This is a genomic window from Corynebacterium sp. HFH0082 (genome assembly GCF_000411235.1).
In the GTDB taxonomy this organism is placed as follows: Bacteria; Actinomycetota; Actinomycetes; order Mycobacteriales; family Mycobacteriaceae; genus Corynebacterium; species Corynebacterium jeikeium_D.
This window is the reverse complement of record NZ_KE150404.1, coordinates 1,198,829-1,214,661: the sequence shown is the minus strand read 5'-3', so window position 1 is coordinate 1,214,661 and position 15,833 is coordinate 1,198,829. Positions and strand designations below refer to the sequence as shown.

The 15,833-nt window shown below is 60.4% G+C and carries 11 protein-coding genes; 1 reads left to right on the top strand and 10 read right to left on the bottom strand.

Going from position 1 to position 15,833, the window contains the following annotated elements:
* Window positions 1-21: 21 nt before the first annotated feature.
* The 7 genes from rplU to HMPREF1206_RS05180 all read right to left on the bottom strand — a co-directional run bounded on the left by rplU (window position 22) and on the right by HMPREF1206_RS05180 (window position 12,038).
* Window positions 22-330: a 50S ribosomal protein L21 gene (gene rplU / locus HMPREF1206_RS05210; RefSeq protein WP_005511541.1), complete on the bottom strand. Its 309-nt coding sequence runs from the start codon at window positions 328-330 to the stop codon at window positions 22-24.
* A gap of 383 nt (window positions 331-713) precedes the next feature.
* Window positions 714-4,811, bottom strand: a complete 4,098-nt coding sequence (locus HMPREF1206_RS05205) for a translation initiation factor IF-2 N-terminal domain-containing protein (protein WP_016422311.1) — start codon at window positions 4,809-4,811, stop codon at window positions 714-716.
* Window positions 4,812-5,383: 572 nt separating this feature from the next.
* Complete coding sequence (ndk, locus tag HMPREF1206_RS05200; RefSeq protein ID WP_038629458.1) at window positions 5,384-5,794, bottom strand: nucleoside-diphosphate kinase; 411 nt, start codon at window positions 5,792-5,794, stop codon at window positions 5,384-5,386.
* Window positions 5,795-5,878: 84 nt separating this feature from the next.
* Window positions 5,879-6,394, bottom strand: coding sequence for a DUF4233 domain-containing protein (locus HMPREF1206_RS05195; RefSeq protein WP_016422309.1), 516 nt, complete (start codon window positions 6,392-6,394; stop codon window positions 5,879-5,881).
* A complete protein-coding gene (locus tag HMPREF1206_RS05190; protein WP_231367219.1) occupies window positions 6,391-7,896 on the bottom strand; it encodes a folylpolyglutamate synthase/dihydrofolate synthase family protein in 1,506 nt (501 codons plus the stop codon). Before HMPREF1206_RS05190 ends, HMPREF1206_RS05195 begins: the two co-directional genes overlap by 4 nt.
* A 209-nt stretch (window positions 7,897-8,105) precedes the next feature.
* Window positions 8,106-10,841: a valine--tRNA ligase gene (locus tag HMPREF1206_RS05185; protein WP_042388520.1), complete on the bottom strand. Its 2,736-nt coding sequence runs from the start codon at window positions 10,839-10,841 to the stop codon at window positions 8,106-8,108.
* Between the two features lie 213 nt (window positions 10,842-11,054).
* Window positions 11,055-12,038, bottom strand: a complete 984-nt coding sequence (locus tag HMPREF1206_RS05180) for a malate dehydrogenase (RefSeq protein ID WP_016422306.1) — start codon at window positions 12,036-12,038, stop codon at window positions 11,055-11,057.
* Window positions 12,039-12,268: 230 nt separating this feature from the next.
* On the opposite strand from HMPREF1206_RS05180, the gene HMPREF1206_RS05175 reads away from it, so the two are divergent.
* Window positions 12,269-13,054: a TetR/AcrR family transcriptional regulator gene (locus tag HMPREF1206_RS05175; RefSeq protein WP_016422305.1), complete on the top strand. Its 786-nt coding sequence runs from the start codon at window positions 12,269-12,271 to the stop codon at window positions 13,052-13,054.
* A gap of 63 nt (window positions 13,055-13,117) precedes the next feature.
* Here HMPREF1206_RS05175 and clpX read toward each other — a convergent pair whose 3' ends face one another.
* The 3 genes from clpX to HMPREF1206_RS05160 form a co-directional block, all read right to left on the bottom strand.
* Window positions 13,118-14,380 carry an ATP-dependent Clp protease ATP-binding subunit ClpX gene (gene clpX / locus HMPREF1206_RS05170; protein WP_042388518.1) on the bottom strand — a complete coding sequence of 421 codons (1,263 nt, stop codon included), beginning with the start codon at window positions 14,378-14,380 and terminating at the stop codon, window positions 13,118-13,120.
* Between the two features lie 172 nt (window positions 14,381-14,552).
* Complete coding sequence (locus HMPREF1206_RS05165; protein WP_369707172.1) at window positions 14,553-15,176, bottom strand: ATP-dependent Clp protease proteolytic subunit; 624 nt, start codon at window positions 15,174-15,176, stop codon at window positions 14,553-14,555.
* A gap of 46 nt (window positions 15,177-15,222) precedes the next feature.
* A complete protein-coding gene (locus HMPREF1206_RS05160) occupies window positions 15,223-15,795 on the bottom strand; it encodes an ATP-dependent Clp protease proteolytic subunit (RefSeq protein WP_016422302.1) in 573 nt (190 codons plus the stop codon).
* Window positions 15,796-15,833: the final 38 nt, after the last annotated feature.

Here is a 15,833-nt window from a genome sequence, read left to right as displayed (position 1 = left end):
GCTAATTGGAATTTCGGCGGTTTACTTGGAGACGCCGGTAATCTTCAGAACAGTGAGCGGCTGACGGTGGCCGTAGCGGCGCTTGTAGCCAGTCTTGTTCTTGTAGTGCATGCCGCGGATCTTCGGGCCCTTAGCGGCCTCGACGATCTCTGCGTTAACGGTAACGTTGGCAAGCTTGTCGGCATCCGCAATGACATCTGCGCCATCGACGAGCAGAACCGGGGTGAGAGCCACGGACGAACCCGGCTCACCCTCGATCTTCTCGACCTTGACGAGGTCACCTTCGGCAACCTTGTACTGCTTGCCGCCGGTCTTGACGATCGCGTACATAGGAGGGCTACCCCTTTATCTGAGAAACTCGACTCAAGGAATCTTTGTAATTCCTTGACTGGACAATGGAATTGCGATTAGTTGCGTGTGCAGAACACTTCAGGGACATACCCGAAAGCCAAATCCGAGTAGATTTCCCCGCTCTGGCCGTTTCCTTACCACCAGCGCCTCAAGCACCAGTGGGCATGACCAGATACGCCTACTAATCAGCGACTGGTCAAGAGTAGCGAAAAATCCCCCTAAATTACAAACTGCCCGAGTAAGACCCTGTCCCCCATCGGTTTTCACGGTCTTCCCGGGCAGTTTCCGAAGCCACTTTCCACCCCCTGCTTTAGGGAACGGAAAACAACCTTCTATCTGGCCTTATTTCAGATTTCCAATCTCTAGTTCTGGCCACTTCGGCGCACCGCACGACGCACGCGGCGACGACGATTGGCCGGTTTCGTCTCCGGCGCCGCAGCACCGCGATTAGCCTGCTTCTGCTCTGGCTTAGTAGCGCGGTTTGAAGCGCCCTGTCGCTGCTTCGGCGCAGTCGCTTCGGCATCGCTTTGCGACGAGACCCTGCGCACCGCCCGACGGCGATTACGGCGAGCTCCCGTGCCCTGGACCGCTACGACCTCAACCCGTGACTTGCCCGAGCGGCGTCCACCGCCACTGCGGTTGGCGCTGCGGTTGGTGCTGCGGTTGCTGTCATCGCGGTTGTCTTTCGCACGATCTCCACCCTTGCTGCCTTCAGCGTCGGCCTTTGGCTTAGTGGACTCGAAGTCCTCGCGACGCGGTGCGCGATCCGAGCGGGAGTTACCGCGCGTCGGACGACGACGGCGTGGAGAACGCTCGAACGCCTCCTTCGCCTCCTCATAGGTCTGGGACTCCTCGGCCACAGCCTTACCGGTCTTGTTAGCGTTGCCGCTCTTGCCATCCTTGGCTGGCTCCCTCACGTCTATGGTGGAAGCTGCCTGAGACTCAGCCTGAGGCGCAGTGGTTTCATCCACAGCAGTACGACGCACAGCGCGACGACGGCGACGTCGAGCACTAGCGCTGCTGGAGCGTTCAGCCTCGCCACGGCCTCCACCGGAGCCACCGTTATCGGTGCGCTCGGCACGCTCAGCACGGGTCGGGCGCTCCGAACGCTTACGACGATCACCATATTCTTCGTCGCGGTCATCAGCGTCGCGTGCAGCCGAATCAACGGCAACATGCTCCGCTACCCGGCGACGCGTAGCCCGACGGCGGCGGCGCTGCCCCTCCTGCGGCATGTAACGGTCATCCGACGGCTCCTCTGGGTCCTTCTCACGGGCTTCCGCAACAGCTGCGGCCGCCAGAGCAGCCAGGTCATTGGAGTTCTCCGATTGCTCGGTACGCTCGCGGCGCTCCTGACGGCCACGGCCGTTCTGTCGCTGCTCATCGTTTCGGCCCTGGCTCTTACGAACCCGGCGACGACGCGGCGGCTTCGGCTCATCGTTCTCAGAAGAGACGATGACAGCTTCGACAGCAGCTGCGACACGCTTGTCAGCTGCGTCCTTATCGCGCTGGTTGGTCTCCGCGTCGTCGTCACGCGTTGCCGTGGAAGAGCCTGCCTGGTCGCCCTGATCGCGGTGCATGGCCAGCGCGGCCGGGTGGTTGGCCGGATTATGCTCCGAGCGCGACTTGTTGCGGCGCTTGGACTTGCCCTGCTCGTCGTTGCGACGGCCATTCTTGTGGCCACGGCTCTGATTGTCCTGCTCGACCGGATCGATGTGGATAATCAGACCGCGGCCATTACAGCAGCTACACGGCGTGGAGAAGGTCTCCAACAGGCCTGTGCCCAGACGCTTGCGCGTCATCTGGACGAGGCCGAGCGAGGTGACCTCGGAGACCTCGTGACGCGAGCGGTCGCGGCCGAGAGCCTCCTTCAGACGGCGCAGCACCAAATCCTGGTTTTCCGGCAGCACCATGTCGATAAAATCGACGACAATCATGCCGCCCAGATCGCGCAGACGCATCTGGCGGACGATTTCCTCAGCGGCCTCCAGGTTGTTGCGAGTGACCGTCTCTTCCAGGTTTCCGCCAGCGCCGGTGAACTTACCGGTGTTGACGTCGATGACCGTCATGGCCTCGGTGCGGTCGATGACCAGCGTGCCGCCCGAAGGCAGCCAGACCTTGCGGTCGAGTGCCTTGGCCAGCTGCTCATCGATGCGGAAGTGCTCGAAGACATCGGCGCCGCCGTGCTCCTTGGCGAAGTAGCGCTGCAGTCGCGGCTCCAGCTCCGGCGCCAGGTCGCCGATGTAGTCCGTCACTGTGTTCCACGGGCGATCGCCCTCCACCACGAGACGCGAGAAGTCCTCGTTGAAGACGTCGCGGACGACCTTGACCAGCATGTCTGGCTCTTCGTACAGCGCAATCGGCTTTGCTCCACGCTTCGCCTTCGCCGCCTCGGAGGCTTCCCAGATCTCCTGCCACTGCGTCTCCAAGCGCTTAATGTCGGCCTCGATGGCCTCCTTGGATACACCCTCGGCGGCGGTACGGATAATCGTGCCCGAGCCCTCCGGCGTAACCTCGCTCAGAATCGACTTCAGGCGCTTGCGCTCCGGCTCCGGCAGCTTGCGGGAAATACCCGCGCTACGGCCGCCCGGCACGTACACCAGGAATCGACCAGCCATCGAAATGTGGGTGGTCAGACGCGCACCCTTGTGACCAATCGGGTCCTTGGACACCTGGACCAGAATCTGGTCGCCGGCCTTCAGCGCATGTTCAATCTTGCGCGAACGCGACTTCGTGCCCAGCAGCTTCCAGTTCAGGTCACCTACGTAAATGACACCGTTGCGGTCGGTTCCGATATCGATGAACGCCGCTTCCATGCTGGGCAGGACGTTCTGCACGCGACCGAGGTAGATATTGCCGATCTGCGTGGTCTGCGTGTCAGAGGTAACGAAGTGCTCGACCAGCAGGTCATCTTCCAGCACACCCACCTCAGTGACAATGCCCGCGTGGTCATGGCGCTTGCGCTCACGCACCACCATCGTGCGCTCCACCGACTCACGACGAGCCAGGAATTCCGCCTCCGAGATTACGTGGCGCTTGCGCGATTCCTCACGACGCTCGATACGGCGACGTCGCTGCGCCTCCAGGCGAGTCGATCCCTTAATCGCCTGCGGTTCCTCGACCTCATCGCGGGTTTCCTCTTCCTCGCGCTCTGTGTTTTCGGTGGTCTTCTCCGCCTGTTGCGCGTCATCATTACGACGCCCACGTCCACGACGGCGACGACGCGGGCGCGGCTGACGCTCCGTTTCGCTTGACGACGAGCCGTCCTGCCCCTCCCCCGCGTTGTCATCGGTGCCCTGGTTGGAGGCCCCGTTGTCAGCTGAAGCTGCATCCTCGGTGGCCGAATTCTTGGCCGTAGCCGGGACAGCCTGCGGCGCCAGGAAGATAGGCGCAAACGCGGTCTGCTCTTCCGCAACCGGCGGCTCCGGGACTACCGGCGGCTCGATGTCCTGCAGGGCTTCGCTCTGAGTTGCCTGCGTATCCTGCGGCTCTTGCGTTTTCTGCGGCTCTTGCGCTTCCTGAATTTCCTCTGCTGCTGGAGCGCTGGTCGTGCGGACCGCACGGCGAACTCGGCGACCACGACGTGTGGTCACTGCAGCGCTCTTTGCAGCAGGTGCTTCGGCGGACGCTTCCTCAGCGGAGGTTTTCTCAGCGGTCTCGGCTACGGTGTCGGCAGCCTTTTTGTCGGCAGCCTTCTTATCGGACGCCTTCTTCGGCGACGACTGAACGACAGCCTCAACAGCTTCCTCGACGACCGAGTTCGAGTCCTTCTGCTCGTCCTTCGCAGCGGTTTCTTCCGGAGCGCCAGCGGTCTTCTTCACAGCCCGCTTACGCGTTGCTCGCTTCTTAGTCGTGCTCTTCTTCTCTGCGCTCTGCTTCTCTTCAGCCTGCTTCTCTGCGCTCTGGTTTGCCGAGGATTTCTTAGCCGAGGACTTCTTGGTGTCCTTCTTCTCGGTCACTTCCTCAGCAGGTGCTGCGTCCAACTTAGCTTCGCTCTGAGCTGCCTTCTGGTCGGCCTTCTTTTCTGCCTTCGGCGCAGCCTTCTTTGTGGCCTTCTTCGCAGCCGACTTCTTGCTGCTCTTCTTCGCAGCTGGCTTCTTCTCGGACTTAGCTGCGGTTTGCTCGTCCGACTTCTCATCTGCCGCGTTCGGCTTACCTGCCGACTGTTTTTCCTTCGCGGCTGGCTTTTCGCCGGTTGGCTTGGTCGCAGCGGATCCGTCGTCAAGCGAGGCATCCTCTGGATGATCGCCGATGAAATTCAGCACTGCGTCGAGCTGATTTTGATTAATGGTGGACGCAGCGGACTTTACGACGATCCCCGCGTGCCCCAGTGCTTCGATGGTTTCCTTCGAGGTCAACCCCAAGCTCTTGGCCAGGTGGTGGACTCGGGTTTTCAGAGCCGCTGACTCACGATCAAATTCGCGTGCCTTAGCGACAACATCCTGGCTGAAATTTGCCACTGTATTTGTTTCTCCTTGACACCCCACCACGCAAAACCCGACAACAGGAAGCACACTCTTTGTCATTCCATGTGCGCCTACATCCGTTGTGGCCTTGGAAACCAGGCGGAGCAACGATGTTGCGACAGCCACTTCATTTGCGCCAAATGCGCAGATAGAGGGCCGAAAACGATGAACAATTATGAAAGTCTTATTGGCAGGCCTACCGGCTGACTCAGGGATTCAGCGATCACATGCGGAATATCTCATCCACCGGAGCGAACTCCCGGGCACTACTGCTGCTGTCCATTGTCGCACATATCGAGCAGGTGGCGCGCACCGACATTGGTGGCGGCGGGCCAATCCGAGTTACTGACTGCGTTTATGACAGAAATGGCCTGAAAAATTGCCGGAAAGTGTCATAAACTCCTACAGTTTCACATTTGCAGCCCGTGCCCGCATTCCCACGTGCAGCCCGCTGAAGGGCCGCCCCACGGTCGTCGACAAGCAAAAAGCGCCGAACCGGCAAACAATTTGCTTGCTCAGTTCGGCGCCAGTTCAACGCTCACGGGTCAATGCTGAACCGTCAACGTTTAGAGGTTCGGGAACCAAATACCAATCTCGCGCTCAGCGGACTCCGGAGAATCGGAACCGTGAACAACGTTGTTAGCAACCTCAAGTGCGAAGTCACCGCGGATGGAGCCCGGGGTTGCGGCCTCAACCGGGTTGGTGCCGCCAGCGAGCTGACGCCAAGCAGCGATTGCGTTCGGGCCCTCGATAACACCAGCGACCAGCGGTGCAGAGGTGATGAAATCAACCAGCTCACCAAAGAACGGCTTATCGACGTGCTCTGCGTAGTGCTCCTTCGCAGTTGCCTCGTCAGCAACACGGAGGTCAAGCGCGACCAGCTTCAGGCCCTTGCGCTCGATGCGGGAGATAACTTCGCCGACCAGACCGCGGGAAACGCCGTCCGGCTTGATCAGAATAAGAGTACGTTCAGTCATGGTGAGCATCATACTATGACAAACCCCGCTGCACCGGAGTGGTGGTGCAGCGGGGTGAAAGTCGCGACTACGAGCGCGGGAGACTTACGAGTGCTGGGTGGTCAACAGACCGCGCTCCATACGCTGGATGAGGTTCTTCCGCAGGTGCAGAATGTAGGCCCACACTAGTGCGAAGAAGATACCCACCACGCCCATAGACACGTGCGTGAAGATAGCCAGCACACCAAAGACCTGCAGCACAATGTTGGCCTTCAGAGCCCAGGGCTGCTTCTGCAGGAAGGCCATCGCAATCAGAGCCAGGCCCAGGATGGTGATGTACGTAACCGAGAAGGTCTGGTTAATCTGGCCGTCGGGAATGCGCGTGACCACAGTCAGACCAAGCAGCACCGAGATAGCCTGCATTATCAGCGTTCCGGACATAACACCGCGCAGACCCTTCAGCGGGTCCTTAGCCGGATCGTGTCCCGCACCGAGCGGGCCATACTTGCCACCCTCACTCAGGTCACGCCCCTCGCGGTAGGCGCGCAGAGCCTCGCGGTCGGCAGCGGTGTAATCCTCCGCGCCATTGCCCTGTGGCTGGCTCGCCTGAGATTCACTCATTGCGGGTCCTTTCCAAATAGTGTCCGGGCTTCGCCCGCAGTGACAACAGATCCAGTGACGATCACACCGGAACCAGAGACAATACCGTCTCCGGTGTCGGTTTCCTCAGCCAGCGCTACAGCTAGCTCAACGGCGGACGGCAGAGTCGGTACGCGATGCACGCGCTCCTCGCCGAAAATCTCCTCCGCGAGGTCAGCCAGGTCGTCGTAGTGCAGCGCACGCGGCGATGTGTTCTGGGTAATAACCACTTCTTCGAAGTAAGGCTCCAGCTCCACCAGCAGCCCACGAGCATCCTTCTCCCCCAGCACCGACAGCACACCAATCACACGGCGGAAGTCGAACTCAGCGGAGAGGGCCGTGCGTAGCGCACGGGCACCGTGAGGATTGTGGGCGGCATCGATGAACACCGTCGGGGTCGAGCGCACGCGCTCCAGGCGGCCTGGCGATGCGACCGTCGCAAAGCCTTCGCGAACCGCATCAATGTTGAGCGGACGCCCCGGACCTGCGCCGAAGAACGCCTCCACCGCAGCCAGTGCTGTGGCTGCGTTACGCGCCTGATGCGGACCGTGCAGCGGCAGATGGATGTCGTCATACTCGCCGGCCAGGCCCTTGAGCGTCAGGTTCTGTCCGCCGACCGCCAGCTGATGACTGACGACGCCGTACTCAACTCCAGCGCGGGCGACGGAGGCATCCATTTCCACGGCACGTCGCAAAACGACGTCCATTGCTTCCGGCTCTTGCTCGCCGACAATGGCGACATTGTCCGGTGGCGTAAGCAAGTCGTCCTTATTCCACCGCGACTTGATGATGCCGGCCTTCTCAGAAGCGATTTCAGCCAGGGTATCTCCGAGGTACTCCGTGTGATCGAGACCGATTGGGCAGATGACTGCCACGTCGGCCTCCACCACGTTGGTCGCATCCCATGTGCCACCCATGCCGACTTCCACCACGGCGACATCAACAGGAGCGTCGGCGAAGGCAGCGTAGGCCATGGCCGTGAGAACCTCGAACTTACTCATCTGCGGGCCGCCCTTTTCGGCGGACTTGGCATCAACCATTTCCACGTAGGGCTGAATCTCGCGCCAGATGCGCACGTAATCGCGTGGATGAATGGGCTGGCCATCGATGGCGATGCGCTCGGTAACCAGCTGCAGATGCGGACTGGTGGTGCGGCCGGTGCGACGACCGAGAGCGCGCACCAACGACTCAATCATGCGCACAGTGGAAGTCTTGCCATTCGTGCCGGCAACGTGAATGACTGGAGTGGCACGCTCGGGATGGCCAAGGATGTCCATCAGCATCTCGATCCGCTCGAGCGATGGGTCAATCTTGGTCTCCGGCCAGCGCTGATCCAGCTCGGCTTCCACCTCTGCGAGCTCGCGCAGCTCCTCTGCGGTGGCCTCCAGCGGAGCCGGCTCGTTGACTGGGCGATCCACATCCACCGGCAGGCTCAGGCCCTCCTCGGACACGGAAACCTCACCGAGGCGCATGTCATCGGGCATGCGGCCATCAGCCATCACACCGGCAATTTCGCGAGGTTCGAGGTCCTCGACGATCTGGGAGTCAGCCGGATCGAATTCGAACTCAGGCGCTGCAGTGGACTCCTCTCGCAGCGCAGACTCTTCCTGCGTCACCGAATCGTCGCCGCCGCCAAGATTCAAACGAATCTCGCCTGCGGCCTCATCACGTGGTTCAGCATCCCGTGGATCGGTCATGCCTGCGGAAGTCCCTCCAAACGAGCCTTAATACGGTCAATCTCCTCCAGTGCGAACTGGTGGCGAGTCTTAATCTTCTCCACGACCTGCTCCGGAGCCTTGGACAGGAAGGCCTCGTTGCCGAGCTTCTTCTCGGTGCCGGCCAGTTCCTTCTCTGCCTTGGCCAGGTCCTTTTCCAGACGCTTGCGTTCAGCGGCCACGTCGACGGTGCCGGAGGTATCCAGCTCGATCAGGACAGTGGCCTGAGACAGGCGCACCTCAATGGAAGCGGTAGCGGTGAATCCATCCTCCGGCGCCTCAGCACGAGCCAGCGAACGAATCATCTCTTCCTGAGCAGTCAGATCAGCATCCGCCAGGTTCATGCGTGCCGGCACGCGCTGCGACGGCTTCACACCCTGGTCATTGCGGAAACGACGCAGCTCGGTGACCAACTTCTGGGCATCGGCAATACGACGTGCGGCAACCTCGTCGACAGCAGCGCCGTCGGTGGTCATGGTTGCATCCGGCCAGTCGGAAATAACCAGAGAGTCCTCGAAGCCCTCCGCGCCGTCGGTAAGCGCCTTCCACAGCGTCTCCGTGACAAACGGCATGGACGGGTGCAGCAGACGCAGCAGCGTATCCAGCACGCGGCCGAGAACCAGACGCGTGGAGGCGGCGCGGGCGGCCTGCTCCTCGGTCATGGTCTCGCCGTCATTCAGGCGTGGGAAGTCAACCTTGGTCATCTCCAGGTACCAGTCACAGACCTCGTCCCATGCGAAGTGGTAGAGGGCCTCGTTGGCCTTGGAGAACTCGTACTTATCCAGCGCAGCGTCGACTTCGGCGCGGACCTGTTCCAGGCGGTCCAGGATCCAGCGGTCGGTGTCGGTGAGCTGGTCACGGTCCGGCAGCTCGCCCACGTGGGCACCGTTCATCAGTGCAAAGCGGGTGGCGTTGAACAGCTTGGTAGCGAAGTTACGGGAGCTCTGTGCGGCGTCGTTACCGACCGGCAGGTCAGAGCCCGGGTTAGCACCACGAGCCAGCGTGAAGCGAAGTGCGTCCGCACCGTAGTCACGCACCCAGTCCAGCGGGTCAATGCCGTTGCCGAGAGACTTCGACATCTTGCGACCCTGCTCATCGCGGACCAGACCGTGCAGGAAGACATCCTTGAACGGCACCTGCGGACGGCCGTCGCGGCCCTTACCCAACGGTGAATCAGGCAGGGTGGCAGCAAAGGTCGAGAACATCATCATGCGCGCGACCCAGAAGAACAGAATGTCGTAGCCGGTGACCAGCACGGATGTTGGGTAGAACTTCTCCAGCTCTGGGGTGGCGTCCGGCCAACCCATCGTGGAAAACGGCCACAGCGCAGAGGAGAACCAGGTATCCAGCACGTCCGGATCCTGCGTCCAGCCCTCGCCCGTCGGGACCTCATCATCCGGGCCGACACAGACGACCTCGCCATTCGGGCCGTACCAGATCGGGATGCGGTGGCCCCACCACAGCTGGCGCGAAATACACCAGTCGTGCATGTCATCGACCCAGTCGAACCAGCGCGGCTCCTGCGAAGCCGGGTGAATAACCGTGTCGCCCTCGCGAACAGCATCGCCGGACATCTTGGCCAGCTCATCGACCTTAACGAACCACTGCAGGCTCAGCAGCGGCTCAATCGGCTCACCCGAGCGCTCCGAATGACCGACCGAGTGAACGTACGGGCGGACCTCCTTGACAATGCGCCCCTGCTCACGCAGAGCCTCCGTCAGCGCGGTACGGGCCTCCGCGCGATCCATGCCGTCGAAACGCGTGCCGGTGTTGAAGATACGGCCAGTGGTGTCGATGACCTCCGGCATATCCAGGTCGTGGCGCTGGCCCATGGCGAAGTCATTCGGATCGTGCGCCGGCGTGATCTTCACCGCGCCTGTACCGAACTCGCGGTCCACGTAGTCATCGGCGATGACCTGAATCTTCAGGTCCTCGCGGAACGGGTGGTCCAGAACCTTACCCACCAGGTGCGTGTAGCGCTCATCCTCCGGGTGCACGGCAATTGCCACGTCACCCAGCATCGTCTCCACACGAGTCGTCGCCACAACAATGGAGTCTTCCCCATCGCCGTAGCGGAAGGACACGAGCTCGCCTTCAGCGTCCTCGTACTTGACCTCAATATCCGAGATTGCAGTCTGCAGCACTGGCGACCAGTTGACCATGCGCTTGGCGCGGTAAATCAGGCCGCGGTCAAACAATTCCTTAAAAATCGTCTGAACCGCACGGGACAGGCCCTCGTCCAGAGTGAAGCGCTCACGGGACCAATCCAGGGAGTCACCAATCTGGCGCATCTGGTTGCCGATACGTCCGCCGTAATCGTGCTTCCACTCCCAGACCTTCTCCACGAATTCCTCGCGGCCATAATCGAAGCGGTCCTTACCTTCGGACTCCTTCAGCATCGCCTCGACCTTGGTCTGCGTTGCGATACCCGCGTGGTCCATACCCGGCAGCCACAGCACCTCGTAGCCCTGCATGCGCTTACGGCGCACCAGCGCATCCATCAAAGTGTGGTCCAGTGCGTGGCCCATGTGCAGCTGACCCGTCACATTCGGCGGGGGCAGCACAATAGAGTAAGCCGGCTTGGAGCTAGACGGGTCAGCCTTGAAATAACCAGCGTCTACCCAGCCCTGGTACAGGTCCGACTCCACGTCAGCCGGGTTCCACGACTTGGGCAACTTATCTGCTCTGTTTAGGTCCACGTTGTTCTCAGTCACGCGTCACATCTTAGCGCCTTGCCCGGATTTGGTTTTCCAGGGGCTTTACGACGGCCCTTGCGCCCCACCCATATCTACCATCAGCGACTTATACACCGCCTAATTCAAGCCTTACTCTCGCTCCGACCCGAACCGCGATTACCGCGCAAAATAAAAGCGCTCTCTTGTGAAATCATCACAAGAGAGCGCCTCTAAACGGCCGTTGAACAGCTCTTAGACCAGCAGGTCCTTAACTGCCTCGCGCTCTTCGCGCAGTGCCTTGACGTTGCGCTCGATGCCAGCGCGCTGAACCTCGGAAAGATCCAGGCCCTCAACGCGAACCCACTCGCCGTCCTTGGCGTAGCACGGAACACCAGCGACCAGGCCCTCGTCGATGCCGTAGGAGCCATCGGACGGAAGGGCGACAGAGACCCACTCGCCCTCTGGGGTACCCGTGACCCAGTCACGCATGTGGTCAACTGCGGCAGCGGCAGCGGAAGCTGCGGAGGAGGAACCACGGACCTCGATGATTTCTGCGCCACGCTTGGCGACACGCGGAATGAAGTCCTGCTCGACCCATGCAGCGTCCACCTTGTCGGAGACCTTCTCGCCTGCAATGGTGGCGTAGGTGATGTCCGGGAACTGGTCTGCGGAGTGGTTACCCCAGACAATCATGTTCTTGATCTCAGTGGTCGGAACACCAATCTTTTCCGACAGCTGAGACAGGGAGCGGTTGTGGTCCAGGCGCATCATGGCGGTGAAGCGCTCTGCCGGGATGTCCTTAGCGTGGGATGCGGCGATCATGGTGTTGGTGTTGGCCGGGTTGCCGACAACCAGAACCTTGATGTCGTCTGCTGCATGATCGTTCAGTGCGGCACCCTGCGGGCCGAAGATCTTGCCGTTGGCGCCCAGCAGTGCGGAGCGCTCCTCGCCCTTGCCGCGCGGCTTTGCACCGACCAGGAAGGCGGCGTTGGCACCGTCGAATGCCTTTGCCGGATCATCGGTGATGTTGATGCCAGTCAGAAGCGGGAAGGCGGAGTCAAACAGCTCCATGGCGACGCCTTCGGTGGCGTGCAGCGCCGGAGTGATCTCCAGCAGGTTCAACTCAACCGGGGTCTCAGGGCCGAAAACCGAACCGCTGGCAATGCGGAAGAGCAGGGAGTAAGCGATCTGTCCGGCGGCACCGGTAACTGCAACCTTTACGGGAGTCTTGTTCACTTCAGGCCTTTCTCGAGAGAGAATCAATTCGCTGCCCACTCTAATGCGACTACAGAATTGGCGCAGACGGGGGCGACGGGCTCAGGCCAATTCTGAAAAACGGATAGCATTAGGCATGACTTACGGTCATGTACTCATTTCACTAGAAAGAAGTCCGCGACCGAGCAATTTCACCCCCGTTAGATAGCCAAAACCCCGTAGTCGCCCTCTAGTCCAAGCAAAGGATTTTCATGAAGTCTCCAGGCTCCTCTGATGCAATCCCCCATGCAGTCTTGGTGGCAGCACTTCAAGAATTCACCGCAAAGGGGTATGCAGATGCCCGTTTGGATGCCATTGCTGCCGCCTCTGGTGTCTCCAAGCGCATGCTTCACTACCACTGTGGTGACAAGTTGGGACTCTACAGGGCGACGTGGGCACATGTGCTGGAGACCGTAAGGCCTGACGACGACGACCTGCGCCCGCACTCCAATGTGCCGGTGGAAGCCCTGCAGCATGTGGTCGGTGTTATCTATGACTACTTCTCGGCGAACCCGCTCGCCGTGCGGTTCATCATCCAGGAAAACCTACATCCGGTCCTGCCGCTAGAAGGCGTGACTGGGCTTGGTGGTCAGAGCCCAATTGTTTTGGAGTTTGACCGCATCTTGTTGCTCGGTCGCGATTATGGTGCATTCCGCACTGATATTTCCGCACTTGATCTTTATATTCTCGTGCTGTCGCTGGCCACCTTCCCCACCCTGCACCAGCGGACTTTTGAAAACCTCTACGGCATTGAAATGCAGTCGACAGTGTTGTCGGACAAGCTGCGTGAGTTCGCTCAGGACACTGTGACCAGCCTGTTGACGTCCTCGCCTCGCAACGAACCGGGCAGCTCGTACACTTCCCTGCTGGCCTCCCATGGCGCCAACTCGTCCGCGCTTGGCGCAGAGGTCTACGGCGATCAGCCCAACCCAGAGACTCAAGACTTGACTACTGACGATGCCCCGGATTACCGCGACATCTACGGCATGGACGACTAGGGCTCCATACAGACATCAAAAACCCGGTTAGAGCGGCTACTCTAACCGGGTTTTTAGCTACCTTTACGCAGTCTTCTTATCCTCGCTGCGTTCAACGAGTTCCGGCGCTGCACCGTCCGTGATGCATTCCTTGTGGACAATGACCTCCGCGACGTCGTCACGCTCTGGTACCTCGAACATCACGGGAACCAGGATCTCTTCCATGATGCCGCGCAAACCACGGGCGCCGGTATTGCGGCTAATCGCCTTGGCAGCAATGGCGCGCAGTGCCTCATCGTCGATGGTAAGGCGCACACCGTCCATGTCGAACAGGTGCTGGTACTGGCGAACCAGGGAGTTCTTCGGCTCGGTGAGTACACGAACCAGCGCGTCCTCATCGAGGTTGGTGACCGATGCGATAACGGGAAGGCGGCCAATGAACTCGGGAATCAGGCCGAATCGAACGAGGTCCTCCGGCAGCACGTCGCGGAATGGATCCTTCATGTCCTCGTCGTTAGCCGAGGTGACATCTGCTCCGAAGCCCAGGCCCTTCTTGCCGACGCGCTCCTGAACGACCTTTTCCAGACCGGCAAACGCACCAGCGACGATGAACAGGACGTTGGAAGTGTCGAACTGAATGAACTCCTGGTTCGGCAGCTTGCGCCCACCCTGCGGGGGCACGGCGGCTACGGTTCCCTCGAGAATCTTCAGCAGCGCCTGCTGCACACCTTCACCGGAGACATCGCGAGTGATGGAAGTGTTCTCGGACTTGCGCGAAATCTTGTCAATCTCATCGACGTAAATGATGCCGCGCTGTGCCTTCTCGACGTCGAAATCAGTAGCCTGCAGCAGCTTCAGCAGGATATTCTCCACGTCCTCGCCGACATAGCCGGCCTCGGTCAGGCTGGTGGCGTCAGCGATCGCGAACGGCACATCCAGCTTGCGGGCCAACGTCTGTGCGAGGTAGGTCTTGCCGCAGCCAGTCGGCCCCAGCAAGAGGATGTTCGACTTCTGCAGCTCGACGTCGTTGTCCGACTTGGTCTCCGCAGCACGAAGGCGCTTGTAGTGGTTGTAGACCGCTACCGCTAGGGTGCGCTTAGCCATGTCCTGGCCGATGACGTACTCATCGAGGAAGTCTCGAATTTCCATCGGCCGCGGCAGGCGGTCGTCGTTGCCAGTTGCCTCGCCGCCGGTGTTGAGCTCCTCTTCGATGATCTCGTTGCAGAGCTCGATGCACTCATTACAGATGTACACACCAGGTCCGGCAATCAGCTTCTTGACCTGCTTCTGACTCTTTCCACAGAAAGAGCACTTCAGCAAATCCGCACTTTCTTGCATACGCGCCATGAGGCTCCCGCCGCCGCCTTTCCGCTTCGTTGCCAATAATTGCTTCAGACCAGCCTACCGTGAGTGTGCGCAATTACCGGCTTCCACGCCAGGGCGAGGCGAATTTCACGCAATCTCGCTCGGCGCTTTACGACGGCCAGTGCGCAGCACTCCAGAGAGACCATGTCCCCTTTTAAGCGTTGTGCTTGCGGTACTCGAAGACCTGGTCGATGATGCCGTACTCGACGGCCTCTTCAGCGGTCAGGATCTTGTCACGATCGGTGTCCTTGCGGATCTGCTCTGCAGTGCGACCGGAGTGGCGAGCCAGAGTCTCCTCCATCAGCTTGCGCATGCGCTCGATCTCGTTCGCCTGAATCTCCAGGTCGGAAACCTGGCCCTGGATACCCTGGGTGGCCGGCTGGTGAATGAGCACGCGCGCATTCGGCAGAGCTGCGCGCTTACCCGGTGCACCCGCAGCGAGCAGGACGGCTGCCGCGGAAGCAGCCTGGCCCAGGCACACCGTCTGCACGTCGGGACGCACGTACTGCATCGTGTCGTAGATGGCCATCAGCGACGTGAAGGAGCCACCTGGGGAGTTGATGTACATCGTGATGTCACGATCCGGGTCCAGCCCCTCGAGCACCAGCAGCTGCGCCATGATGTCGTTAGCGGCGGTGTCGTCGACCTGGGAGCCGAGGAAGATAATGCGCTCTTCGAAGAGCTTGTTGTATGGGTTGGATTCCTTAGCACCAAAGCTGGAGTGCTCCACGAAAGAAGGAAGCACGTAGCGCGACTGCGGCATCTGCATATTGTTCATCTCCATGTTGATTAAATCGCCTCTAATTATTCGCTACTGTCCGCTTTTAGCGTGCGGTGTCCTTGAGGGCGGTTACGACGTGGTCAACCAGGCCGTATTCCTTAGCCTCAGCCGCGGTGAACCAGCGGTCGCGGTCCGAGTCTTCCTCAATGCGCTCGACCGGCTGACCGGTGTGCTGCGCGATCAGACGAGCCATCTCCTTCTTGGTGGCAGCGAACTGCTCAGCCTGAATGGTGATGTCGGATGCGGTACCGCCAATACCTGCAGACGGCTGGTGCATCATGATGCGGGCGTGCGGCAGCGCGTAACGCTTGCCCTTAGCACCTGCGGCGAGCAGGAACTGGCCCATGGAAGCTGCCAAGCCCATGCCGTAGGTAGCCACGTCGCACGGAACGAACTGCATGGTGTCGTAAATGGCCATGCCGGCGGTGACGGAGCCGCCCGGGGAGTTGATGTACAGCGAGATATCCGCCTCCGGGTCCTCGGCTGCCAGGAGCAGCATCTGACCGCAGAGCTTGTTGGCAATCTCGTCGTCGACCTGCTCACCCAGCCAAATAATGCGCTCCTTGAGCAGCTTGTCGAAAACCGTGTTCGTCGACATCTGGGCGTTATCGCTCATCTGTGTACTCCTTTTTCGTACGTGTGCGAGTTTTGTCG

What these genes read in the sequence shown, in the direction of transcription:
- rplU (WP_005511541.1), bottom strand. Translation starts at nt 330, where the DNA reads ATGTACGCGATCGTCAAGACCGGCGGCAAGCAGTACAAGGTTGCCGAA.
- HMPREF1206_RS05190 (WP_231367219.1), bottom strand. Translation starts at nt 7,896, where the DNA reads ATGCCCGATGACATGCGCCTCGGTGAGGTTTCCGTGTCCGAGGAGGGC.
- ndk (WP_038629458.1), bottom strand. Translation starts at nt 5,794, where the DNA reads ATGACTGAACGTACTCTTATTCTGATCAAGCCGGACGGCGTTTCCCGC.
- HMPREF1206_RS05165 (WP_369707172.1), bottom strand. Translation starts at nt 15,176, where the DNA reads ATGAACAATATGCAGATGCCGCAGTCGCGCTACGTGCTTCCTTCTTTC.
- clpX (WP_042388518.1), bottom strand. Translation starts at nt 14,380, where the DNA reads ATGGCGCGTATGCAAGAAAGTGCGGATTTGCTGAAGTGCTCTTTCTGT.
- HMPREF1206_RS05195 (WP_016422309.1), bottom strand. Translation starts at nt 6,394, where the DNA reads ATGAGTGAATCTCAGGCGAGCCAGCCACAGGGCAATGGCGCGGAGGAT.
- HMPREF1206_RS05160 (WP_016422302.1), bottom strand. Translation starts at nt 15,795, where the DNA reads ATGAGCGATAACGCCCAGATGTCGACGAACACGGTTTTCGACAAGCTG.
- HMPREF1206_RS05175 (WP_016422305.1), top strand. Translation starts at nt 12,269, where the DNA reads ATGAAGTCTCCAGGCTCCTCTGATGCAATCCCCCATGCAGTCTTGGTG.